Source organism: Cobetia sp. UCD-24C (assembly GCF_001306765.1).
GTDB lineage: Bacteria > Pseudomonadota > Gammaproteobacteria > Pseudomonadales > Halomonadaceae > Cobetia > Cobetia amphilecti.
In genome coordinates this window covers 546,688-571,243 of sequence record NZ_LJTD01000003.1, presented here as the reverse complement: position 1 = coordinate 571,243, position 24,556 = coordinate 546,688, and the positions used below count along the sequence as shown (strand labels likewise).

The 24,556-nt window shown below is 62.4% G+C and carries 15 protein-coding genes; 13 read left to right on the top strand and 2 right to left on the bottom strand.

What is annotated here, in order from left to right; translation table 11 throughout:
- From AOG28_RS18130 to AOG28_RS06530, 6 genes are all read left to right on the top strand, one after another.
- Positions 1-5,576 (top strand): VCBS domain-containing protein (locus AOG28_RS18130; protein WP_152965342.1); only part of this gene is annotated, 5,576 nt, incomplete at its 5' end.
- 97 nt (positions 5,577-5,673) lie between these two features.
- On the top strand, positions 5,674-7,848 hold the full coding sequence (locus AOG28_RS06550) for a type I secretion system permease/ATPase (RefSeq protein ID WP_235506964.1): 2,175 nt from the start codon (positions 5,674-5,676) through the stop codon (positions 7,846-7,848).
- Complete coding sequence (locus AOG28_RS06545) at positions 7,841-9,223, top strand: HlyD family type I secretion periplasmic adaptor subunit (RefSeq protein WP_054555704.1); 1,383 nt, start codon at positions 7,841-7,843, stop codon at positions 9,221-9,223. Before AOG28_RS06550 ends, AOG28_RS06545 begins: the two co-directional genes overlap by 8 nt.
- A 33-nt stretch (positions 9,224-9,256) precedes the next feature.
- Positions 9,257-10,564, top strand: coding sequence for a TolC family outer membrane protein (locus AOG28_RS06540; RefSeq protein ID WP_082388386.1), 1,308 nt, complete (start codon positions 9,257-9,259; stop codon positions 10,562-10,564).
- A gap of 66 nt (positions 10,565-10,630) precedes the next feature.
- Positions 10,631-12,580, top strand: coding sequence for a bifunctional diguanylate cyclase/phosphodiesterase (locus AOG28_RS06535; RefSeq protein ID WP_054555703.1), 1,950 nt, complete (start codon positions 10,631-10,633; stop codon positions 12,578-12,580).
- 22 nt (positions 12,581-12,602) lie between these two features.
- Complete coding sequence (locus AOG28_RS06530; RefSeq protein ID WP_054555702.1) at positions 12,603-13,271, top strand: transglutaminase-like cysteine peptidase; 669 nt, start codon at positions 12,603-12,605, stop codon at positions 13,269-13,271.
- Between the two features lie 186 nt (positions 13,272-13,457).
- Here the strand turns inward: AOG28_RS06530 and AOG28_RS06525 are convergent, their stop codons facing one another.
- A complete protein-coding gene (locus tag AOG28_RS06525; protein WP_054555701.1) occupies positions 13,458-13,871 on the bottom strand; it encodes a DUF7079 family protein in 414 nt (137 codons plus the stop codon).
- 350 nt (positions 13,872-14,221) lie between these two features.
- Here AOG28_RS06525 and fabV point away from each other — a divergent pair, with 350 nt between their 5' ends.
- From fabV to astB, 7 genes are all read left to right on the top strand, one after another.
- On the top strand, positions 14,222-15,424 hold the full coding sequence (fabV, locus tag AOG28_RS06520) for an enoyl-ACP reductase FabV (protein WP_054555700.1): 1,203 nt from the start codon (positions 14,222-14,224) through the stop codon (positions 15,422-15,424).
- Between the two features lie 219 nt (positions 15,425-15,643).
- Complete coding sequence (locus tag AOG28_RS06515; RefSeq protein ID WP_200906740.1) at positions 15,644-16,645, top strand: GlxA family transcriptional regulator; 1,002 nt, start codon at positions 15,644-15,646, stop codon at positions 16,643-16,645.
- Between the two features lie 156 nt (positions 16,646-16,801).
- Positions 16,802-18,022: an aspartate aminotransferase family protein gene (locus AOG28_RS06510; protein WP_054555699.1), complete on the top strand. Its 1,221-nt coding sequence runs from the start codon at positions 16,802-16,804 to the stop codon at positions 18,020-18,022.
- Between the two features lie 23 nt (positions 18,023-18,045).
- Positions 18,046-19,107 carry an arginine N-succinyltransferase gene (locus tag AOG28_RS06505; protein WP_043334469.1) on the top strand — a complete coding sequence of 354 codons (1,062 nt, stop codon included), beginning with the start codon at positions 18,046-18,048 and terminating at the stop codon, positions 19,105-19,107.
- Complete coding sequence (gene astA, locus AOG28_RS06500) at positions 19,107-20,138, top strand: arginine N-succinyltransferase (protein ID WP_054555698.1); 1,032 nt, start codon at positions 19,107-19,109, stop codon at positions 20,136-20,138. Before AOG28_RS06505 ends, astA begins: the two co-directional genes overlap by 1 nt.
- A 152-nt stretch (positions 20,139-20,290) precedes the next feature.
- Positions 20,291-21,790: a succinylglutamate-semialdehyde dehydrogenase gene (gene astD / locus AOG28_RS06495; protein WP_054555697.1), complete on the top strand. Its 1,500-nt coding sequence runs from the start codon at positions 20,291-20,293 to the stop codon at positions 21,788-21,790.
- Between the two features lie 100 nt (positions 21,791-21,890).
- Positions 21,891-23,237 carry an N-succinylarginine dihydrolase gene (gene astB, locus AOG28_RS06490; RefSeq protein WP_054555696.1) on the top strand — a complete coding sequence of 449 codons (1,347 nt, stop codon included), beginning with the start codon at positions 21,891-21,893 and terminating at the stop codon, positions 23,235-23,237.
- Positions 23,238-23,355: 118 nt separating this feature from the next.
- Here the strand turns inward: astB and AOG28_RS06485 are convergent, their stop codons facing one another.
- A complete protein-coding gene (locus tag AOG28_RS06485) occupies positions 23,356-24,549 on the bottom strand; it encodes an MFS transporter (protein WP_054555695.1) in 1,194 nt (397 codons plus the stop codon).
- Positions 24,550-24,556: the final 7 nt, after the last annotated feature.

Sequence of the window (24,556 nt, the reverse complement as noted above, 5' to 3'; positions counted from 1 at the left end):
TCGTGACAGGCACTCTGGAGGACGATGACGCGCTTGCGGCAAACGTCAGCGACACGACCGGTACCGAGATCGCCGGCAGCTACGGCACGCTGACCCTCAACAGTGACGGCAGCTACAGCTACGTGCTGGACAACAGCAATGCCGAGGTCCAGGGCCTGGATGATGGCGCGTCACTGACCGACGTCTTCACCTACGGCATCACCGATGCCGATGGCGATGTCTCCCGCACCACGCTGACCATCACCGTCGACGGCTCGACCGATGGCGTACCGACGATCACCTCGCTGGATGACCAGTCGGTCACTGAGGCGACCGGCGGCACCGTCACTGACACCTTCCAGGTGGAAGCGGATGCCGGCATCGCCAGCGTCACCGTGAATGGCACTGACATCACCGGCGCGACCGAGACCGATCCGGTCGAGATCACCACCGTCGAAGGTGTCCTGAGCGTGACCGGCTACGACGCCGACACCGGTGAGGTCACCTACAGCTACGTCGAAGATGGCGAGAGCGAAGATCACACCGGCGGCGACATCACCGACAGCTTCACCGTCGTGGTCACCGACATCACCGGGCAGAGCACCAGCGACAGCCTGGACATCGCGATCCTCGACACCGCGCCGACGGCCAACGCCGACACCCGCAACATCGGTGAGGACACCACCACGGCACTCGACGGCAACGTCATCGACGGCACCAGCGACACCGCTGACACCTTGGGCGCGGACGCCACCAGCGTGACCAGCGTCACGCCGGACGGCGGCAGTGCATCCGACGTCACGGCCGATGCCGCTGCCGTGGTCGAAGGCACGTACGGCACTCTGACGCTCAACAGTGACGGCAGCTATACCTACGTTCTGGATACCACCAAGACGCAGTCTCTGGCAGAGAATGAACCGGCGGAAGATGTCTTCACCTATGTGCTGGAAGACAGCGATGGCGACTATTCCAGCACTACGCTGACCATCAATATCACGGGCTCGGCCGACGCAGTGCCGGTCATCACGCTGGCTGACAAGGAAGTGACCGAGGCCACGGGTGAGACGGTCACTGACACCTTCGAGGTGGCAGCGGATGCCGGCATCGCCAGCGTTACCATCAATGGCACGGATATCACTTTGGCGTCAGTGGATAACCCCATCGTGATTCCGGGTGCGACTGATGACGAAGGCACGCTGACCATCACTGGCTATGATTCCGGCACCGTGTCCTACACCTATGTGGAGGATGGTACGGCTGCGGATCACTCGGCTGGCGACGATAGCGTGTTCGACAACTACGCCGTGGTCGTCACTGACCTGGCCGGGCAGAGCACCAGCGACAGTCTTGACGTCAAGATTCTGGATACCGCGCCTGTCGCCAATGACGATACCTACACCATTCGCGAAGATGATACGTCTCCGGATGGTGAGCCGGTGATCAACACCAGTGTCATTTCCAGTGTTGTCGGCGGTGGACCGGATGAGCTGGGCGCTGATGGCGTGACCATCACGCATCTGGATGGCATTTCACTGGCAGACAATGAGGGTAGCGTTACCGTCGATGGCAGCTACGGTAGCTTGACCATCAATACCGATGGCACCTTCAGTTATGACCTTGATGATGCGCGCGCTCAGGCGTTGGGTGCCGGTGACCTCGTCAAGGAAGTATTCGAGTACACCATCCTGGATGCGGATGGTGACTCGGATACCGCCAACATCACCATCAATGTTCAGGGCTTGAATGACAAGCCGGTGGCCTATGACGACGGCCCGATCGTGGTCGAGGAAGATACTCCGGTCAGCGGCAACGTCCTGAACAACGACGTCGACGCCGATGGTGATGAGTTGAGCGTCGTCAGCTTCACTGTTGACGGGGTTATGTACGACCCGGGCAAGACAGCGGATCTTGGCGAAGTCGGCACACTTCTGATCAATGCTGACGGTACCTTCACCTTCACGCCCGGTGAGAATTACAACGGTCCGGTACCCGACACCACTTATGTGATCACGGATGGCACCGAGTTCGATGAAGCCATTCTCAGCTTCGAGGACGTCGCAGCGATTGATGACCCTGTCGTCATCAGTGCCGATGATGGCGCTGTTGCCGAAGATGGTGTGACGGAAGCTTCAGGGACGCTGACCGCGACCGATGTCGATAGTGACGCGCCGACGTTCACGCCGGCCACTGACGACAGCAGTCTCTACGGTACCTTCGCCGTCGATGCCGGCGGCAACTGGACCTATACGCTGGATAACGACACTGCCGCTGTGCAGGGGCTGACATCTGCCGACACGATCAATGAGCAGTACATCGTGCAGCTCAGCGATGGCTCCAGCACGACAGTGGATATCGTCATCAAGGGAACTGATGATGCGCTGCCGGTCATCAGTTCACTGGAAGACCAGTCCGTCACCGAAGCGACCGGAAGCACGCTCACCAATACCTTTACCGTGTCAGCTGCAGCAGGTATCGCGGCAGTGACGATCGCTGGCGTGGATATCACGGATGCCAACACCACACCGGTAGTGATCTCCAATCCAGATGGTGAAGGCACGCTGACCATTACGGGCTACGATTCCGGCACCGTGTCTTACACCTATGTGGAAGATGGCACAGCGGCTGATCACACAGATGGCGATGACAGCGTCGTCGATGGTTTCACCGTCGTGGTAACGGATCTGGCAGGCCAGAGCACCAGTGACAGTCTCGATGTCACGGTGCTGGATACGGTGCCGGTAGCCAACGCTGATACGCGCAGCATTGGCGAGAATCGCAATGCTGCCGTTGCCGGCAATGTCGTGGATGGCACATCGGCGACTGCCGATACTCTGGGTGCCGATGCGGTAACCGTGACTGCTGTCATCGCCGGAACGGAGACTGCCCCGGTGAGCGATGGCGCGGCGGCCGTGATCACGGGTGAGCACGGCGAGCTGACCCTGGCGGCGGATGGCTCCTACAGCTATCAGTCAGCACGCGACGACCTGCAGTACCTGGCGGCCGGTGAGTCGGTCACGGACGTCTATACCTACGTGATCACGGATGCTGACGGTGATACCGCCACTACCACGCTGACCATCACCATCAAAGGTAGCAACGATGCGCCGGAGATCAGTGTCAGCAGTGGCGACAGTGCAGCCGCCATCCTGACGGAGACGGGTTCACCGCTGAGTGCCAGCGGGACTCTGTCGGTGGATGACGTGGATCTCAGCAATAGCGTGACGCCGAGCGTTACCGGCGTCTCCAGTGATGGCGATACCGGCACGTTGGACAACGATGACCTGCTTGCGCTGCTGGGTGTGGATACCGGGGCCATCATCGATGCCGAGAGCACTGAAGGTACGCTCAACTGGTCCTTCGACAGCAGCGTTGCCGGGGAAAGCTTCGACTACCTGTCTGCAGGCGAGTCGCTGGTCCTGACCTACACCGTCACTGTCACGGATACGGCGGGAGCGACAGCTACCCAGGATGTCACCATTACCATTCAGGGGACGAATGATGCCCCGGTGGTGACTGCGACTGAAGGCCGCGTCAGCGAAGAAGGGCTCGAAGGCGGTATCGCCGACAGCGATGCGGCTGATGGCTTCACGGATACCACCGATGCCACCACCGTCACCGGTACGGTTTCCGTCACGGATGTCGACAGTGACAGCGTGTCGCTGGTATTGGCGGCTCCTGCCACGGCCATCACCTCCGGTGGCAGTGCGGTGACCTGGTCCGGCAGCGGCACCCAGTCAATGGTGGCAACCGATGCTGATGGCAATGAAGTCGCGACGGTGACCATCGATGACAGTGGCGCCTATACCTTCACTCTGAGTCAGGCGGTCGATCACTCGGGTGATGGTGAAGATGTCCTGTCTCTGGACTTCGGTGTGCTCGCAACGGATAGCGAGGGCGCCAGCTCCACCGGCACGCTGACCATCGGCATCGAGGATGATGCCCCCGAGCAGCAGGAAGCGCAGAGCTTCTCGTCGACCCTGGTGGATACCAATCTCACCATCGTGCTGGATGTGTCCGGCTCCATGGCGAGCGCAAGTGGGATAGGGACTCAGACCCGTCTTGAAAGTGCGATTGAATCTATCAAGACGCTGATCTCGGCCTACGACGATCTTGGGGATGTACGCATCAATCTGGTGTCATTCTCGACCACAGCGACGTCTTACGCTGCCTGGATGACAGCGAGTGAGGCCGTAACTGTATTGGAAGGTCTCAGTGCCGGAGGCGTCACCAATTACGATGCAGCACTCGCTGAAGCGATGGAGAATTATGCGGAAGATGGAGCGCTGGAGTCAGCGCAGAATATTTCCTACTTCTTCTCGGATGGCACGCCATACGGTGCTGATGGCAATAGTAATGAACTCGACAATTCCCTCGATTACGACAGTGTTCAGTACTACAGCGGTAACCGGCTGATACCGGTTCGTGACAGCTCTGATACTGGCATCAGCAATACGGAAGAGGGGATCTGGACAGATTTCCTTGTGGACAATGGAATCAAGTCCTATGCCATCGGCATGGGATCCGGTGTCTCCGAGGACAATCTGAACCCCATTGCCTATGACGGCTCAGCTGATGAAGATATTGATGCCGCTATCGTCACCAGTTTCTCGGACCTCGATGATAGTCTGGCCGCGACCGTGCAATCGCCTGTCAGTGGTCAGCTTATCTCGGGCAGCTCCGTGGACGGCAGTCTGTTGGGGGCGGATGGCGGTTATCTGCAATCGGTCACCGTGGATGGCACTACCTACAGTTATGATCCGGTTACCAACACCGTGTCTGCTACGGGGTCGGACAACAGCAGCTACGATGCGGACAGCCTGGAGTTGATCATCTCGACAGACTTGGGTGGCAGCATGCTGTTCAATCTGGGGAGCGGTGACTTCACCTACACGCCCCCGGATAACGTCAGCGAGCGCTCCACGGACAGCTTCGATTACGTGACGGTCGACAATGACGGGGATACCAACGCCTCAAGTGTCAGTATCGATGTCGACAAGCTGGCCGTGGTCATCGGCACCGATGGCAACGACACCCTGACGGGCGATGGCGATGGACCGTTCTATGCGGACTATCTGATTGGCCAAGGCGGCAATGACACCCTGAGCGGTGGCGAGGGCAGCGATCGTCTGGAAGGTGGCAGCGGCAACGATACGCTGCGGGGCGGCACCGGCAACGATATCCTCTCTGGTGGTGAGGGTGATGATCTTCTGGTCGGAGGTGCCGGCAATGACATCCTGACCGGCGGCGATGGTGCCGATACCTTCCAGTGGCTGAGCGGTCATGACATCAACAGCGAAGGCGGCATGGCGACGGATACCATCACCGACTTCAGTGTCGCGGATGGCGATGTCATCGATCTTTCCGATCTGCTTCAGTCCAACGATGATGCCGATACGCTCTCGAGCTTCCTGCACTTCGAGTCAGATGGAGAAGGTGGCACCAATATCGAGATCAGTGTCGATGGATCCGACGGCAGCAATATCACGCAAGAGATCAATCTGCAGGATGTCGACCTGACATCAGGTGGTGACACGGATACGCAGATCATTCAATCTCTGCTCGACAGCAACAGTCTCAAGACGAACGTTGACGGCTGAATCGATGTGATAGGGGAGATGGCTTAGGCTGTCTCCCCTTGCTGTATTAGACTTTGCCGTAGAGACATCTGCGAAGTGCCCTACTAAGGAGGACAGGTTGAGCGATCAACCCACGCCATTAAGACCGGAGCCCGTTGGCGAGAGGGAGGGCGACCCCCTTCTCAATGCGCTGGTCTTCATGGCGCGTTACCACGGCAATCCCAGATCTGCAGCAGTGCTGGTCGATGGCCTTCCCATGGAGGAAGGCCGTCTTCCCCTGGCGCTTGTCAGTCGTGCCGCGGCACGTGCCAATCTGAGTGCCAAACTGGTCAACCAGCAGATCACGGCCATCAGCGACATGCTGATGCCGTGCATTCTCATACTCAAGGAAGAGCGTGCTGTCGTCTTGCTGGAGGTCGACAACGACGCAGGCAAGGCCAGGATTCATCAGCCTGAGGCCGAGGGTGATGAGCTGGTCGACATCGAGTCTCTGGCTGAGCGTCATGATGGGCGTGTCGTCTATCTCAAGCAGGAGCACCGCTTTGATGAACGCGCACCGGAAACGCTCAAGCAGAGCGATGGCCATTGGTTCTGGTCAACGCTGAAGCTGTCGCGGCCGATCTACCGTGATGTGATTCTGGCGTCGATATTGATCAACCTGTTTGCCGTGGCATCGCCACTGTTCGTGATGAACGCCTATGACAAGGTCGTGCCCAATCTGGCCTTCAACACGTTGTGGGTCTTGGCGACGGGTATGGCGATCATCATGGTGTTCGACTTCGTGATGCGCCAGACACGTGCCTACTTCATGGACACGGCCGGCAAGAAGTCCGAGGTGTTGCTGACCTCGAAGCTCTTCTCCAAGACCATGAACCTGCGGATGGAAGCGCGTCCCGGCTCTGTCGGTGGCTATGTGAAGCACCTGCAGGAGTTTGATTCGATTCGCGAGTTCTTCACCTCCGCGACCCTGACCACCTTGGTCGATCTGCCGTTTGCCCTGCTTTTCCTGCTGGTGATCTGGATCGTGGCGGGGCCATTGGTTCTGGTGCCCTTCGCCGCGCTCGTGATCCTGCTCGTCTACAGTCTGGCGATCCAGAAGCCGCTGCGCAGCAGCATCGAGCAGGGGTCGCGCCTGGCGACGGAGCGCAATGCGCGCCTTGTCGAAGCAGTCTCCGGGCTCGAGAGCCTCAAGCTGGCCAATGCTCAGGGCGAAACCCAGCGTCGATATGAACGCGCCGTCGGGCAGATCGCGCATTGGGGGGTGAAAAGCCGCAATCTGACGACCTCTGTCAGCTCGTTGAGCATGTCGCTGACACAGGCCACCACGGTGGCGCTGGTCGTGTTCGGGGTCTATCTGATCGCGGATGCACGCCTGTCTGTCGGTGGCTTGATCGCTGCGGTCATGCTGTCCGGGCGAGCGTTGCAGCCGCTGGGGCAGTTGGCGTTGCTGATCACGCGCATCGGCCAGACTCGCAGTGCCATGAGTGCGCTTGAGCAGATCATGGCATTGCCGGAAGAGTCGGAAGATCGTCGTTACGTTCACCGCGAGCACCTGCAGATGCGCATCGAATTCGACCGCGTCGGCTTTGCCTATGCGCCGAACACGCCGCCAGCCGTGTCGGATATCTCACTGACCATCAACCCAGGTGAGAGGATCGCGATCATCGGGCGTATCGGTGCTGGCAAGAGTACCTTGCAGCGTCTTGTCTCTGGCCTGTATCGCGCCACGGCGGGCAGCGTTCGAATCGATGGACTGGATCTCAATCAGCTGCATCCCGCCGATGTACGTCGGCATATCGGCCATGCGGGCCAGGACAGTTCACTGTTCTTCGGCTCCATTCGCGACAACATCACCCTCGGCCAACCACATGCCAGTGACGTACAGGTCGAACTCGCGGCTGATGCCTCAGGTGTGACCGAATTCACTCGTCATCACCCTGAAGGACTGGACCGTCAGGTGGGTGAGGGTGGGCGCATGCTCTCCAGCGGTCAGCGTCAGACGGTCTTGCTGGCACGCGCACTCTTGATGCGTCCTCCGCTCTTGCTGCTCGATGAGCCCGGTTCGCACATGGATAACCGCGCCGAGCTGCGCCTGCGCAGAATGCTCAAGTCCCTACCACGCAGCCAGACGCTGGTGCTGGTCACTCACAAGAGCAGCATGCTCGACGTGGTAGACCGCGTCATCGTCATGGAAGGAGGGCGCATCGTCGCCGATGGGCCCAAACAGCAGGTGCTGAGCGCCCTGAATGAAGGCCGTGTCTCCGGGCGCAAGCAGGAGGTGAATCGTGGCTAAGGCGCCGATTGAGCAGCGTGACCTTCACCATCTCGACGATGTCAGTTCGGCCGTGTTGCTGGCGACTCCCTGGAAGTCGCGCATCCTGATCTGGATGGTGCTCGCATTCGTGGTCATCTTCATCATCTGGGCCAGCCAGGCGAGTCTGGAAGTCGTCACGCGCGGCTCCGGCAAGGTCGTGCCCTCGACGCACCTGCAGGTCGTCCAGAACCTGGAAGGCGGTATCGTGCGCGAGATCTATATCAAGGAAGGTCAGGTCGTCTCGCCGGGGGAGCCACTGCTGCGCATCGACGACACCAGCGCAGGTTCCGATCTGCGCGAGCGTGTCTCGACCCTCGACGGCCTGCAGGCCACCATCATGCAGTACGACACCGAGCTTGATTCCATCGAGGTCAACGCCTCCGCGGATGCCTGGAAGGATCAGGTGAGCGTGAAGAATATCGAGTTGCCCTTCGACGAAGAATTCAAGGCGCGCAGTCCCGCTCTGGTGTCGCGTGCGATGACGGCGTATCGCACGCATCTGAATCAGCTCAATAGCGGCCTCAATGGCGCGCGTGAACAGATTCTGCAGAAGGAGCAGGAGTTGCGCGAGTTGAGATCGCGCATCAACAGTCTCGAGCGCAGCTATCAACTGTCACGTCGCGAGCTCGGCATGACGGCCCCATTGGTGCGTGAAGGCGTGGTCTCTCAGGTGGACCTTCTCAAGATCCAGCGTGAGGTCAACGACCTGCGGGGTGATCTTGAATCGGCGCGCCTGGCCGTGCCGGGCAAGCAATCGGAGCTGGATGAGGCCATCTCGAATCGGGTCGGCGTCGCGCAGGAATTCCGCTCACGTGCCGCGGAAGAGCTCGCCAAGACCCAGGCGGATCTGGGTCGCTTGCGTGAGGGGCGCACCAGTCTTCAGGATCGACTCGATCGTACTTTGGTGACATCTCCGGTTCAGGGCGCCATCAAGACGCTGAATATCAATACCATAGGCGGCGTCATCGAGCCCGGGGAAGACCTGATGGAGATCGTTCCCATCGAGGATCAGCTACTGGTTCAGGCGCGAGTCGCTCCCAAGGACATCGGCTTCCTGAGAATCGGACAGCCGGCCGTCGTCAAGTTATCTGCCTACGATTTCACCATCTACGGTGGGCTGGAAGGCAAGGTCGATCAGATCAGTGCGGATACTGTGCAGGATGAAGAAGGCAACAGTTTCTACGAGATCAAGGTGCTGACGGAGCAGAACCACCTTGGAAGTGACTCGGATCCGCTCACGATCATCCCGGGCATGCAGGCCAGTGTCGATGTGATCACTGGCAATCAGACCGTACTGCAATATTTGATGAAGCCGATTCTGCGCGCCAGGCAAGGTGCCTTGCGTGAACGTTGATCAAGGATTTGATGGATTCGAGGGTAACTCATAATGAAAAAGACACTCTTGGCGTTGAGCATTGCCGCAGGGATGGGGTTTGGCGTTCAGGCTTCGGCTGCGACTCTTGAAGAGGCCGTATCCCGAGCGGTAATGGAAAACCCGCGCACGCGCGTTCAGGTTTCACGTCACATCCAGCGACTCGAAGAAGCGGAAACCCAGCGCGGGGCGTATCGCCCGACGGTGGATCTGACCGGTCGCCTGGGTTATGGCAAGTTCGACTCGGAAGATGACGGCGTCAATGATGATGACGACTGGCACGATTACACGCGCCTTGATCTGACCATCCGTCAGCTGCTCTGGGACGGCAACACGACAATCGAGCGCATCCGCCAGGCCGAGACAGAGGCGGATTACCAGCGCCTGCAGGTCGCGGCCGAGGCCAATGACATCGCGCTGGATACGGCCGGTGCCTATCTGCAGGTCATGCGTGATGAGCTGATTCTCAAGTATGCACAAGCCAATCTCGAGGCTCACCGTCGCATCTCGAATGATATCGGGCGGCGTGCGGAATCCGGCCTTGGTGCGCGCAGTGACGTGCGTCAGGTGGATGGTCGTCTGGCCAATGCCGAAGCCAGCGTGCTGTCATCGATCAACAATCTTGAGGATTCCCGCTCTGCCTATCTGCGTCTGGTGGGTGAGATGCCGTCGGACCTCAGCATGCCGGGCATCGACACCAGCCTGCTCAGCGAGGATGTCGAGAGCGCCTACGTGCAGGCCAATCAGCGCAACCCGCTGTTGGCGGCAGCGCGGGTCTCCATTGACGCTGCACGCCATGAAGTGAACGCCGAGAAGGGCGATAACTACCCCGAGTTCAGTCTCGAGGGCAATCGCACGCTGGACAATGATTATGATCAGGACAAGAGCAAGTCAGACGACTGGAGCGTCGAACTGGTCATGCGCTACAACCTGTATCGCGGTGGCCGTGATCAATCCGAGATCCGCGGTCGTCAGGCAGCGCTGGAAGCGGTCGAGCACGACAATGATCGCGTGATGCGCGATGTGCGTGACGAGATTCGTCTGGCATGGAATGCCCGCGAGAACCTCAAGCGTCAGATCGATTACCTGGAAAGTTATGTGCGTGCCGCGACCGATACCCGCGAGAGTTATCGCAAGCAATTCGATATCGGGCGCCGCACATTGCTGGACCTTCTGGATAGCGAGAGTGAGCTGTTCACCTCTCAGCAGAACCTGATTCGCGCCCGTTTTGATCTGGAAACCGCCAACTATCGCCTGCTGTCGGCGACCGGCGCTCTGCTGGATTCCATGAATGTTGCCGTCCCCGTCCAACAACAGGGCTAAGCCACCCACGGCGCTCCCGCACCCTGGATGCGCCGTTGCCATGCTGATGGTTGATGAGGAAATCAGATGAGTCTTTCGCGCCGCCTGTTTACCTTGATGTTGCTGGTATTGTTGGGGTTCTCCCTCGGTATCTTCTTCATCCAGGTCAACAACACCCGTGATGCATTGGCCGAACGACAACGCGTCGAACTCTCGAATCTCGCCCAGAGCCTGAGTCTCGCGCTGGTGCCACATGTAGAGCTTGGCGATGCCGCCAGTGCCGAAGCCCTGATACGTGCCACGGTGGATGGTGGTCATGTGCGCGATGCCAGGCTGGAGAGCGTGGCCATCGCGACACCCATCGCTTTCAATGTCGTGCGCGAGAGTCTGGCACCGCAGTGGTTTCGTGACTTGATTCCCATGCCGGTGGAATCGGCGAGCCGCGAGCTGCCGGGTGGTTGGGCGTCGCTGGGCACGATCAGCCTGACCGGCGAATCTGCCCAGGGCTATGACCAGCTTTGGCAGCTGGCCAAGCGTCTGGCGCTGTGGCTGTTGCTGGGCGGTCTGATCACGCTGCTGATTGCCTCATTGGTCATGCGTCGTCTGCTGCGCCCGCTGGAGCGTCTCTCGTCTCGCCTCAATGAGATGGAGACGCAGCGCTTCGACGCGCCGCTGGAAGAGACCAGCGTGGCGGAGCTCAAGGGCATCACCTCGGCGGTCAATCGTCTGGGACAGCGCCTGCAGACCCAGTTCGAGGCTCAGGCCGCGCAGTTGGCGCGTCTGCAGCGCCAGGCGGAAGAAGACTCGGTATCGGGGCTTGGCAATCGTGGCTATTTGAATCGAGCGGTCGATGAGTGGCTGAGTGAGCCGATGGGTGGCAGCTTCGCGTTGCTGCGCGTGTCGCATATCGAGGTGGTGTATCGCGAGCAGGGCTACAAGGGGCGTGACGCCCTGGTGAAAGCCATCGCGCGCAAGCTGGAAGATCGCGAACTGGCGGGTGAGGCGATCATTGCCGCGCGTCTGGCCAATAGTGATTTCGGCCTGTTGCTGCCGGAAACCGACGAGGCTCGGCTTCAGGAGTTTCTCACGCTATTGGCGGAGGACATCGACAACCTGCTGGATGCCAATCCGCTGGTGGATACTCCGCCGGAGAACTGTGCCCTTGGCGCCGTTCGGCGTGAGCCGGGCATGCAGCGCACCCAGATGTTTGCCGTTGCAGATGCCACGCTTCGTCAGGCCATCGAGCAAGGGTCTGGCGTGGAACTGGCCCCTGCGGGTGGCCGTGCGCGTCCGCGAGGCGAGTGGCGCGAGATCATCGAAAAGGCCCTGGATTCCCCCAAGGGACTCGACTTCGTTGCCCAGCCGGTGTTGCTCAACGATGGTGGCGAGCTTCACCGCGAGCTGTTTGCCCGTCTGCGCGATGGTGATGAACTGCATCGTGCGGGTGACTTCCTGCCCGTGATTCGTCATTTCCGCATGGGGGCGCAGTTCGATCTGCGCGCTCTGGAGTGGCTGGCGTCCTATATCGACCGGATTGAAGTGCCCAGACTGGCGCTCAACCTGACCGAAGAAACCTTCGACGATGAAGCCAGTTATATTGGTTTGCTCAACTGGTTGGCGGCGCATCCGCGCCTGTGCAAGCGTCTGGATATCGAGGTGTCCGAAAGCATCGCCCTCAGGCATCAGGAGCGTATCAAGATGCTGTTCCGACATGCTCGCCGACTGGGCGCGCGGGGCGGCATCGACCGCTTCGCCCGAGAGCTGAAGGAGCTCAGCTATCTGTCGGCGCTGCGGCCTGATTACGTCAAGATCGACCAGGCGTTCTTCAAGCGCGAAGACGTCGACACCGAGCTGTTGCAGAGTCTGTGCATGACCGCGCATCAGGTCGAGTCGCAGGTCATCGTGACCCGCGTCGAGTCCGAGGCGGATCAGGAGCGGGCGATGTCGCTGGGCGCAGATGGCTATCAGGGCTTCGTGTCACCGGCAGTCGATGTCATGGCAAGGCTCGCCAGTCCAGCAGAAGATATGCCTCGCTAAGTGACATTCAGGGTGCCTCGACATGAATCATCGCCGCTGGTGGGAGGGTCTTGCGGTCGGGGTGCTGCTGGCGTTGTCGCTCGGTGCGGGTCTGGCACAGGCGGTGGATTCTCGCCAGTTCATCCAGATCTACGGGTCAGGTGGCTGGAATCGTGTGCAGCAATGGCAGCAACTGTTGCAGCGCCTGGAGGACGCGCCGGTCAGGCGCCAGTTGAGCGAAGTGAACGATTTCTTCAATCGTCTCAACTTCACCGATGACCTCAGCGTCTGGGGAGCGACCGATTACTGGGCGACGCCGCAGGAGTTTCTGGGGGCAGGGGCCGGTGATTGCGATGACTTCGCCATGGCCAAGTACCTGACCCTGCGCGAGCTTGGCGTACCGGAAGACCGCCTGCGTCTGCACTACGTCAAGGCGCTCAGCCTCAACCAGTTCCACATGGTCGTGACCTATCAGGGCGCCAATACGCGCAATCCTGATGTACTGGACAACTTGAACAGTTCCATCCTGCCGGCCAGTGAGCGCACGGACCTGCTGCCTATCTACAGTTTCAATGGCAGTGCGCTGTGGATGAGCAAACGTCTGGAAGGGGGCAAGCGCATCAGCGACAGCCGAGGCCTTTCAAGTCTGTCTGATTGGCAGAAGCGCCGCGCACAAGGGGTGCTGAGAGTGCCGCGTCATAAACGGCCATGAGCCTGGCGTCGCCAGCCCCCCTCGAGGAATGGCGATTGAGCTTTGCTCTAAGTACTGCTAAGCACTATTAAGCACTACAGCACGACAAGACACCCCGCGACCTTCCGGTCGCGGGGTGTCTTGTCATTCAGGCGTTGCTGGCCAGAGCCCTCGTCAGGCTTCCCCGTGCAGATTGCGGGCGTCGCGCTAGCGGGGCGTATTGCCGCGCAGGTGCAGGACCTCGAGCAGATTGCCGTAGCGATGGCGGCTCGGCATCGTGGCCAGCCCCGAAAACAGCAGCCAGAACATGCGCCGGCCACGTGTCAGACGATGCGTATGCTGCAGCAGGCGTGACAGCAGCTGGCTGTCATCGAAGCCCTTGAAGTTGGGCGTCATGCTGACCTGTTCTCGCACCAGTACCGGCGCCATCTCCAGCCGATAGAGCTTTTCCAGTTCCTGGAAGCTCAGCCCCTGGGCTTCGACGACTTCTGCCATGTGCTGATACTCGGCTTCACGCGGTTCGCGCTCCAGCCACAGTGGAGACAGCGCCAGCCAGATGTCCTGTCGGCGCTCGAGCAGGGCGGCCACATCGGGGGCGAGGTGAGCGTTCTGATCGTTCATGAAAACATCCTGGGCAGAGCCTGTCGGACAGTGCGGCTGGCAACCAGCGGCGAATGCAGGACGGCAGTGGAATGGCAGTGTGCGAAAAGGCCTACATGATACGGCAGCCGCCGCGGCTGGCTCCAGTGATATGCAGGCAGATGGCGGATCATGACGGCAGGGCGGACAGCGTCGCCGACAGCCGCTAGAATAGCGCCCATGAGCTGGCACTGAGCCTGCTTTACGGGATTCGAACGCCCTATTTCACGATACGCTTCACCACCCAAGGACGGCCATTGCCTGCTGTCAGCGTGAAGCGAGTATCGCATCGGCGGGTACACGCCGGGCCAACAGCAAACGAGGTTCTTTACGTGATCATCAAACCCAAGGTTCGTGGCTTCATCTGCACCACCACACATCCCAAGGGCTGCGAGCAGAATGTCGCCGAGCAGATCGCCATCACCCGCAAGACAGTCGGTGACAAGCGTGACGGTGGTCCGAAGAAGGTGCTGGTGATCGGTTCTTCCAGCGGCTATGGCCTCGCGGCACGCATCACGGCAGCCTTCGGCTATGGCGCCGATACCCTGGGCGTGTTCTTCGAGAAGCCGGGCACCGAGAAGAAGGCCGGCACCGCAGGCTGGTACAACTCTGCCGCCTTCGACAAGTTCGCCAAGCAGGAAGGCCTTTACAGCCAGGCCATCAACGGCGATGCCTTCTCGCACGAGACACGCGCCAAGGCCATCGAGCTGATCAAGGCCAACATGGGCGAAGTCGATCTCGTCGTCTACTCGCTGGCCTCTCCGGTACGCAAGCTGCCGGACAGCGGTGAAGTGAAGCGCTCCGTGCTCAAGCCGATCGGCGAGACCTACCGCGCGACTGCCATCGACACCAACAAGGACACCATCATCGAAGCGGAGGTCGAGCCGGCCACCGAGCAGGAAATCGAAGATACCGTCACCGTGATGGGTGGTCAGGATTGGGAGCTGTGGATGCAGGCGCTGGACGACGCCGGCGTGCTGGCTGAGGGCGCCCGCTCCGTCGCCTTCAGCTACATCGGTACCGAGATCACCTGGCCGATCTACTGGCATGGTGCACTGGGTCGCGCCAAGGAAGATCTGGACCGCGCCGCCGGCAGCATCCACGAGAAGCTGTCCGCCAAGGGCGGTCGTGCTCACGTGGCCGTGCTCAAGTCCGTGGTCACCCAGGCCAGCGCCGCGATCCCGGTCATGCCGCTCTACATCTCCATGGTCTACAAGATCATGAAGGAGAAGGGCCTGCACGAAGGCACCATCGAGCAGCTCAACCGCTTCTACGCCGAGCGCTTCTATGGCGAAGGCGAGATCGCCACCGACGAGTCCGACCGTCTGCGTCTCGACGACTGGGAGCTGAAGGACGACGTTCAGCAGGCCTGTCAGGAACTGTGGCCGCAGGTCACCAGCGACAACCTGTTCGACATCACTGATTACGCCAGCTACAAGCAGGAATTCTTGAAGCTGTTCGGCTTCACCCGTGACGACGTCGACTACGATGCCGATGTCGCCACCGATGTCGAATTCGATGTCGTTCAGATGTAAGAGCGCTTCAGCAAGCGCAGAGGTCAGGGTAGCAAGCGCTGCCAGCTGACCGCTGCCCGCTGAGCGATGACGACGCCACCCTTCGGGGTGGCGTCGTCGTATGTGGCGGCCTCATCTTGAGCGTCATGCCAGTCCGGGCCAGGCACAAGTGCCAGAGGCATGGCACAATATGCCGGCAGGTTTTCCCCACCCTCACGCGATGGACCTCGACTCACACCCATGCCCGTGGATTCACTGGTTTCCCCCCAGGCCCAGCAACGCCAGATCGGCTTCGTGCTGTTGCCCGGCTTCTCGTTATTGTCCCAGGCCTGTGCGCTGGAGCCCCTGCAGGTGGCCAATCAGCTCGCGGGGCAGACACTCTATCGGGCCGTCACCTTTGCGCTGGACGGGCGCGGTGTGGCGTCCGCTGCGGGCTTGAGCCTCTCGCCGGACAGCCTGGTCGCCAGTGATTCGCGCCATCTGGACGCCCTGTTCGTGTGCGGTGCTCAGCCGGCGGGCGAGGCGGGCCTGCAGGAGGTGGCCTCGAATCCCGCGCTGCTGGCCTGGCTCAAGCGTCTGGCCGAGCGTGGCGTGATGCTGGGCGGTATCTCCACCGGCACCCGTGAGCTGGCCCGCGCCGGGTTGCTCGATGGCTATCGTGCGACGATTCACTGGCAGCGCGCCGAATCCTTCCGCCGCGACTTCCCGCAGGTCAACGTCTCCCATCAGCTTTATGAGCTGGACCGCGATCGTGTCACCTGCGGCGGTGGTACCGCGGCGATGGACATGATGATGACGCTGATCGCCCAGCAGCATGGCCGCGCGCTGGCCGAGAAGGTTTCCGAGCACTTCGTCTGCGAGCGCATCCGGCTGGCGGACGAGCCGCAGCACGTGCCGCTCAAGAACCGTTTCGCCCATGCGCCCCAGCCGCTGGTGGAGGCCGTAACGCTGATGGAGGCCAATATCGAGGAGCCGCTCTCTACCCACGAGATCGGCGAGCACCTCGGCATCTCGCGGCGTCAGCTGGAGCGGCTGTTCAAGAAGCATCTGCAGGCGGTGCCTAGCCGCTACTATCTGGATCTGCGTCTGGCGCGCTCGCGCCAGCTGCTGCGCGAGAGCGATCAGCCGATCGGCGAGATCGCACTGGCCACCGGCTTTTCCAGCGCCGCTCACTTCTCCACGGCGTTTCGCAACCATTTCGGGCGCAGCCCCCGCGACGAACGTCTCATGCTGCAGGCCTGACACCTTCCCTGGATGACAAAAGTCGCCTCCTGACATAAGTCGTCGTCCTTTCGCTGAAAGTCTTTGTCATCTCGCCTCCCTATACTCGAGTGTCATGACCCGTGGCTTGCCGATCATCGGCCGGCCACGCCAAGACCCCGCGATGAGGAAGAGACGATGACCCAGCTGACCCGTGCCGATTTCGACCATGCCATGGTGCCCAACTACGCACCCCAGGCTGCCATTCCGGTGCGCGGCGAGGGTAGCCGTCTGTGGGATCAGGAAGGTCGCGAGTACATCGACTTCGCCGGTGGCATCGCCGTCACCTCGCTGGGCCACTGCCATCCGGCGCTGGTCAAGGCGCTCAAGGATCAGGCCGACAAGGTCTGGCACCTGTCCAACGTCTACACCAACGAGCCGGCACTGGCGCTGGCCAAGGCGCTGACCGAGCGCACCTTCGCCGACAAGGTCTACTTCTGCTCCTCCGGTGGTGAGGCCAACGAGGCCGCGCTCAAGCTGGCGCGTCGTTTCGCCCACGACACCCATGGCGAGAAGAAGGACAAGATCATCTCCTTCCGTCAGTCCTTCCATGGCCGCACCTTCTTCACCGTCAGCGTCGGTGGTCAGCCCAAGTATTCCCAGGGCTTCGGACCGATTCCGGGCGGTATCCAGCACGCTGAATTCAACAATCTCGACTCCGTGCGCGAGCTGATGGGCGATGACACCTGCGCGATCATCGTCGAGCCGCTGCAGGGCGAGGGCGGCATCATCCCCGGCGAGCAGGCATTCCTCGAAGGACTGCGTGAGCTGTGTGACGAGCACGATGCGCTGCTGATCTTCGATGAAGTCCAGAGCGGTGCCGGGCGTACCGGCCACCTGTACGCCTACCAGCACTTCGGTGTGGTGCCGGACATCCTGACCACCGCCAAGGGCATCGGCGGCGGCTTCCCGTTGGGCGCCATGCTGACCACCGATCGCATCGCGCCGGCCATGGCCATCGGCACTCACGGTTCCACCTACGGCGGCAACCCGCTGGCGTGTGCCGTGGGTCTGGCGGCGCTCGAGACCATCGACACCCCGGAAACCCTCGACGGCGTCGCGCACCGCCACCAGCTGCTGCGCAACGGCCTGGAAGGCATCGCCAAGCGTCACGGTGTCTTCAAGGAAGTACGTGGCATGGGCCTGTTGATCGGTGCCCAGATGGCGCCGGACTACGCGGGGCGTGCCAAGGACATTCTCAACCTGGCGATGGAAGAAGGCCTGATGGTGCTGATCGCCGGTCCTGACGTGCTGCGTCTGGCGCCGTCGCTGGTGATCAGCGAAGAGGAGATCCAGAGCGGTCTCGACAAGCTCGACCGCGCCGTGGCGAACTTCGTCGCCGCCTCTGCATCTGCATGAGCAGCGCCATGAGCAGTGCCCCGATGCTGGTGGTGCGGCCTGCCGAAAGCCGCGATCTGCTCGCCCTCGAGCGGCTCGCGGCCACGGCAACGCCTCGCCTGACCAATCTGCCGGCACATCGTGACCGCCTCGAGGAGCGCATTCTGCGCTCCCAGCGCAGTCTGCGAGCCGAGATCGACTTCCCGGGCGACGAGATCTACTGCTTCGTGCTGGAAGATCTCGACACCGGCGAAGTGGTCGGTACCGCCTCACTGCGCGCCGAGGCTGGCGCGCGGGAGGCCTACTACACCTATCGTCAGGAAACGCTGATCCACGCCTCGCAGCAGCTCAATGTGCGCCACGAAGTGCAGACGCTGTCGCTGTCGCATGAGGTGTCGGATGCCACGCTGCTGTGCGCGCTGTCGCTGGATGCCCGCTACCGCGAGACGGATGCGGACAGCCTGCTGCGCCGCGCACGCCTGATGTTCATCGCCCAGTACCCGGAACGCTTCGCCACGGAACTGGCGGTGGCCTTCCCGGGCTATCTGGAAACGCGCGACGAGCGTCAGGTCAGTCCGTTCTGGGACAGCGTCGGCCAGCACTTCTTTGATCGTGATTTCAATGAAATCAATCAGATGGCGGGGGTGCGCTCCAAGAGCTTCATCGCCGAGGTCATGCCGCCGTTCCCGCTCTATCTGCCGCTGCTCACCCCCCAGGCGCGCGCCGCCATCGGGCGTGAGAATCCGCGCCATGAGTACGCCATGCAGGAGATGCTCGCCGAGGGCTTCTCGCGCTCGCGTCATGTCGACATCTTCGATGCCGGCCCCTTGCTGCTGGCGGAGTGCGAGCGTCTGCACACCTTCAAGCAGTGCGGTTGGCATCCGGTGCGTATCCGCCCGCAGGAAAGCCTGCCGGATGCGGTACCGGCGATGGTGGCCAACCAGCGTCTCGGCGATTTCCGCTGCGTGCTGGCGCGCTATGCCCTGACGCCGACCGGCCAGCTGATGCTGACGCCGCAGCAGGCCGAGGTGCTGGGCGTGGAAGAGGGGCGTGCGGTGCTTGCCGTGCCGATGCCATTGCCGACGATGGATGAGGGAGAGTTGTAATGCGCATTCGTCCTATCGCTCGACACGATATCGAAGGCCTCAAGGTGCTGGCGCGGGAAACCGGTGTCGGCTTCACCTCGCTGCCGGACAATCATGAGTTTCTCAGCGCCAAGATAGAGCGCACCCTGGCCGCCTTCGAGGGCCGCGAACCCAGCGATGATCGCCTGTACTTCTTCGTGCTCGAGGATGATCGCGATGGCAGCATCGCGGGCTGCTGTGCCATCGAGGCCTGCGTGGGCACCGATGCGCCGTTCTATCACTACCGTCTCGGTTCGCTGGCGCACTCCTCGGTGCAGCTCGATCTGCATCGCACCCTGGATACGCTGACGCTGTGCTCCGATCACACCGGCGATGCCGAGGTCTGCTCGTTGTTCCTGCGTGAAGGCTGGCGCAAGGACCGCAACGGCGCGCTGCTCTCCAAGGTGCGCTGGCTGTTCATGGCCCAGTTCCGCGCGGCTTTCCCCGACAAGGTGCTGGCCGAGATGCGCGGTGTCTTCACGCCCGAAGGACGCAGCCCGTTCTGGGAGTGTCTGGGCAGCCACTTCTTCCCGATGGACTTCAATGAGGCCGACCGCCTCACCGGCATGGGCCAGAAGAGCTTCATCGGCGAGCTGATGCCCAAGTTCCCGATCTATACGCCGTTTCTCTCCGAGCCCGCGCGGGCCGCCATCGGGCAGGTGCATGAGCACACCCGTCCGGCGGTGGCGATGCTCAAGAAGGAAGGGCTGCGCTGGGAAGGCTACGTCGACATCTTCGATGGTGGCCCGACGGTCGAGGCCTATATCGATGATGTGCGTGCCGTGCGTGACAGTCAGCTGGCGAGTGTCGAGGTCATCGCGGGTGATGCCCCGGCCTGCGAGCGTCCCGCCGTGATGGCTGCCACCACCGGCATGGCCGACTTCCGTGCCAGCTGGATCAGCCACGACGTCACCCGGGACGACTCCGGCGCCTGCCATGTGCGTCTGCACCGTGATGAGGCCGAACGCCTCGGCGTCACCGGCGGCGACACGCTGCGCGTGCTGGCCGGCTGAAGCGTCCGCCACGGGCATCCGCTTCTTCGCGCCAACTCGCAGGCGCATACCGCCTTGCGTCCTTTTGCCATCAGCGGGGCAGATCGCCAACTGCCCCGTGATCTCCTTGTTCAGCGTCGCTCGCGCGGCGCGCCCTTTCGATGAGGCATGCCATGACCACTCCGAATTCGACTCCCGCCACACTCAACGTGCGTCAACAGCTCTTCATCGACGGCGCGTGGCAAGCGGGTGAGGCCGGATCCTTCACCAAGACCGACCCCGTCTCCCACGCACGTCTGTGGCAGGGCGCCGCTGCCACTGCCGAGCAGGTCGAGCAGGCCGTCGCGGCAGCGCGTCAGGCATTCCCGGCCTGGGCGCGCCTGGGCTTCGAGGCGCGTCTGGCGGTGGTGGAGCGCTTCCGCGATCAGCTGGAGCAGCATCGCGAAGCGCTGGCGGTCAGCATCGCCAGCGAAACCGGCAAGCCGCTGTGGGAAGCGCGCACCGAGGTCGGCGCGATGATCGGCAAGATCGCGATCTCGGTGAAGGCCTATCACGAGCGCACCGGCGAGCGCGCCAGGGATGTCGCGGGCACCCAGGCAGTCCTGCGCCACCGCCCGCACGGCGTGATGGCCGTCTTCGGCCCCTACAACTTCCCGGGTCATCTGCCCAACGGCCACATGGTGCCGGCGCTGCTGGCGGGCAATGCCTGCGTGTTCAAGCCCTCCGAGCTGACCCCGGCCACCGCCGATCTCACCCTGCAGTGCTGGGAGGCCGCGGGCCTGCCGGCCGGCGTGATCAATCTGGTGCAGGGCGCGGCGGAAGTCGGCCAGGCCCTGTCCCAGTCCGAGGGCATCGATGGGCTGCTGTTCACCGGCAGTGCCAAGGTCGGCAAGCTGCTGCACCGTCAGTTCGCCGGTCAGGTCGGCAAGCTGCTGGCGCTGGAACTGGGCGGCAACAACCCGCTGGTGGTGCGCGATGTGCAGGATGAAACCGCCGCGGTACTGGCGATCATCCAGTCGGCCTTCGCCTCGGGCGGTCAGCGCTGTACCTGTGCGCGGCGCCTGATCGTGCCGCAGGGCGAGGTCGGTGATCGTCTGATCGAGACACTGGCCACGGCGCTGCGCGAGCTGCGGGTGGCGGGGCAGTTCGCGCAGGACGCCCCCTTCTATGGCGGCCTGGCCAGCGTCGCCGCGGCCGAGGGGCTGCTCAAGGCGCAGGACGATCTCGAAGCGCTGGGCGGCAACGTCATCGTGCGCATGCAGCAGGTGGAAGAGGGCACCAGTCTGCTCAGCCCGGCGCTGATCGATGTTACCGGCCTTGCGCTCGAGGACGAGGAATTCTTCGGTCCGCTGCTCAAGATCCACCGCTACACCGATTGGGACGACGCCATCGCGCTGGCCAATGACACCCGCTACGGCCTCTCGGCCGGGCTGATCGGGGGCGATCGCGCTGACTGGGACGACTTCCTGCTGCGCATTCGCGCAGGCATCGTCAACTGGAACCGCCAGACCACCGGTGCCTCCGGCGACGCGCCCTTCGGTGGCATCGGTGACAGCGGCAACCATCGCCCCAGCGCCTATTACGCCGCCGACTATGTCAGCTATCCGGTCGCCTCGATGGAAGCCGAGGAGCTGGCGCTGCCCGCGAACCTGCCGGCCGGTATCCGTCTGTAAGGCCGTCCGTTCGGGCACCGTTGCCGCTTACCCATTGTTGACCACGACGCCCGCCGTGCCTGTTTGCTGAGCTGGCAAGGCGTCGTGGCAGGAGACCTTCATGTCCGACACCCTGTATCAAGAGATCAATTTCGATGGCCTGGTCGGCCCGACCCACAACTACGCCGGTCTGGCGCATGGCAACGTGGCCTCGATGCGCCACGGCGGCCTGGCCTCCAACCCACGCGAAGCCGCGCTGCAGGGCCTCGACAAGATGAAGTCGCTGGCGGATCTGGGTTATGCACAGGGGATTTTACTGCCGCAGCAGCGCCCGGACCTTGGCGCACTGCGCGACCTCGGCTTCACCGGCAGCAACGCCCAGGTGTTGAAGGCGGCCAGCGAGCAGGCCCCGCAGCTTCTGCGCGCGGTGTGTTCCGCCTCCAGCATGTGGACGGCCAACGCCGCCACCGTCACGCCGTCGCGCGACAGCGGAGATGGCCGCGTGCATTTCACGCCAGCCAACCTGCAATCCAGCTTCCACCGCTATCTTGAGCCCGCGACCACCGGACGCATCCTGGGCGCCATCTTCGCCGACGATGGCCACTTCGCGCATCACCCCGCGCTGCCCGCAACCCCGGCCTTCTCCGATGAGGGCGCCGCCAACCATACGCGGCTGTGCGATGGCCACGGCGGGCCGGGCGTGCATCTCTACGTCTATGGCCGTCAGGCCTTCGGCGGTGACGGCGTCGAACCGCGTCGCTATCCGGCGCGCCAGACGCTGGAAGCCAGTCAGGCCGTCGCGCGTCAGCATGGCCTGAGCGAAGAGCAGGTGGTATTCGCCCAGCAGCACCCGGACGCCATCGATGCCGGCGTCTTCCACAACGATGTGATCGCGGTGGGCAATGGCCCGGTGCTGTTCTATCACGAGCTGGCCTTCCGCGATGAAGAGACGGTACTCGACGAGATTCGCGCCAAGCTGTCCACGCCGCTGATCCCGATCCGTGTACCGCTGGAAGCCGTCAGTCTCGAGGATGCCGTCTCCTCCTATCTGTTCAACTCGCAGCTGCTCTCCAACGACGATGGCAGCATGACGCTGGTGGTGCCGGGCGAGTGTCAGGAGAACGAGGCGGTATGGAACGCGCTGCAGAACGCGATTCTGGCCGGCCCGAACCCGATCGGCGAAGTGCTGGTCAAGGACGTGAAGCAGAGCATGCGCAATGGCGGTGGCCCGGCTTGTCTGCGTCTGCGCGTGGTGCTCAGCGACGCCGAGCGCGCCGCGCTGTCCGGGCGCGTGATGATGACCGATACGCTGCACGCCGAGCTGGGTGACTGGGTCAAGCGTCACTACCGTGACAGCCTGACACCGGCAGACCTCGCCGATCCGCAGCTGGCCGAGGAGACACTGACGGCACTGGATGAGCTGACGCGGCTGTTGAAGGTCGGCAATGTCTACGCCTTCCAGCGCTGATCGTCCCCGCTGAAGTCCACAACGACACAGCCCCCATCGGTCTCGCCGGTGGGGGCTGTGTCGTTGTGGATATGTGATCAGAGGTCTGAGATGTGAGCGGCGGACGCCGTGGTGCGACTCAGGCCAGTTGTGGCTGGATCACGCGCGTGGGCTCGCGGCGCACCGGCCAATGCACGATGGCGGCCAGCAGACCGAAGATGCCGCTGGAGATCCACAGCAGGTCGTAGCTGCCGGTCAGCTGATAGACCACACCACCGCCCCAGGCCCCCAGGAAGGCACCGACCTGATGGGCGGCCAGCACCATGCCGAACACGAAGGCCTGACGCTTCTGACCGAAGTAGAGCGCGACGGCCTGACTGGTCAGTGGCACCGTCGACAGCCACAGAATGCCCATGATCGCGCCGAAGGCGTAGAGCAGCATGCTGCTGGGCGGGATGACGACCATCGCCATCACCAGCGCGGCGCGGCACAGATAGATCAGCATCAACAGCTGCGGCGGGTGACGGCGGCCGCCCCAGGCACCGAACAGGATGGTACCCGCGATATTGAGCGCGCCGATGATCGCCAGCGTATTGCCGGCCACGTTCAGGGGCAGGCCGCAGGCGACCACGAAATTGGGCAGGTGGGTGGCGATGAAGGCGACGTGCACACCGCAGACGAAGAAGCCGCCGGCGAGCGCCAGAAAGCGCCGGTCCTGCAGCAGCGGGCCCTGGCTCGGGATATCCTCCTCCGCTGGTGCCTCACTGCCGGCCGGCGGGCGACGCAGCAATGGCAGGGCCATGGGGATCAGCAGCAGACAGCTGGCGCCGAGAGCCAGCATGGCGATCTTCCAGTCGATCAGCACCAGCATCGGGGTCGCGACCGAGTAGATCAGCTGCCCGAAGGAGCCGCCGGCCGAGGCGATGCCCAGCCCGATGCCACGATGCTGAATGGGGACCACGCGCGTGACGGCAGCCAGCACCAGCGGAAAGGTGGTCGCCCCGATGCCGATGCCAGCCAGCACGCCGGCACCCAGCATCCATACCGTCGGGGTCGGCCAGAGGGCGGTGACGCCCATGCCGACCGCGTAGCACAGGCTACCGACCAGGAAGACGCTGAGCGTGCCGAAGCGGTCCGACAGCTTGCTGGCGATGGGCGCGGCCAGTCCGAAGACCAGATTCTGGATGGCGAGCGCGAATGACAGACTCCCCATGCCCCAGGTGAGTTCGCTGGCCATCGGTGGCAGCATGAAGCCCATGGCCTGCCGCGCGCCGGTATTGATGGCGAGAATCAGCGCTGCCAACGCGATCGCTGCCTTCCAGTTCAGTTGCATGTCTGGC

Coding starts and splice junctions, on each gene's coding strand:
- AOG28_RS06540 (WP_082388386.1), top strand. CDS start 9,257: ATGAAAAAGACACTCTTGGCGTTGAGCATTGCCGCAGGGATGGGGTTT.
- AOG28_RS06535 (WP_054555703.1), top strand. CDS start 10,631: ATGAGTCTTTCGCGCCGCCTGTTTACCTTGATGTTGCTGGTATTGTTG.
- AOG28_RS06530 (WP_054555702.1), top strand. CDS start 12,603: ATGAATCATCGCCGCTGGTGGGAGGGTCTTGCGGTCGGGGTGCTGCTG.
- AOG28_RS06525 (WP_054555701.1), bottom strand. CDS start 13,871: ATGAACGATCAGAACGCTCACCTCGCCCCCGATGTGGCCGCCCTGCTC.
- AOG28_RS06515 (WP_200906740.1), top strand. CDS start 15,644: ATGCCCGTGGATTCACTGGTTTCCCCCCAGGCCCAGCAACGCCAGATC.
- AOG28_RS06510 (WP_054555699.1), top strand. CDS start 16,802: ATGACCCAGCTGACCCGTGCCGATTTCGACCATGCCATGGTGCCCAAC.
- AOG28_RS06505 (WP_043334469.1), top strand. CDS start 18,046: ATGCTGGTGGTGCGGCCTGCCGAAAGCCGCGATCTGCTCGCCCTCGAG.
- astA (WP_054555698.1), top strand. CDS start 19,107: ATGCGCATTCGTCCTATCGCTCGACACGATATCGAAGGCCTCAAGGTG.
- astD (WP_054555697.1), top strand. CDS start 20,291: ATGACCACTCCGAATTCGACTCCCGCCACACTCAACGTGCGTCAACAG.
- astB (WP_054555696.1), top strand. CDS start 21,891: ATGTCCGACACCCTGTATCAAGAGATCAATTTCGATGGCCTGGTCGGC.
- AOG28_RS06485 (WP_054555695.1), bottom strand. CDS start 24,549: ATGCAACTGAACTGGAAGGCAGCGATCGCGTTGGCAGCGCTGATTCTC.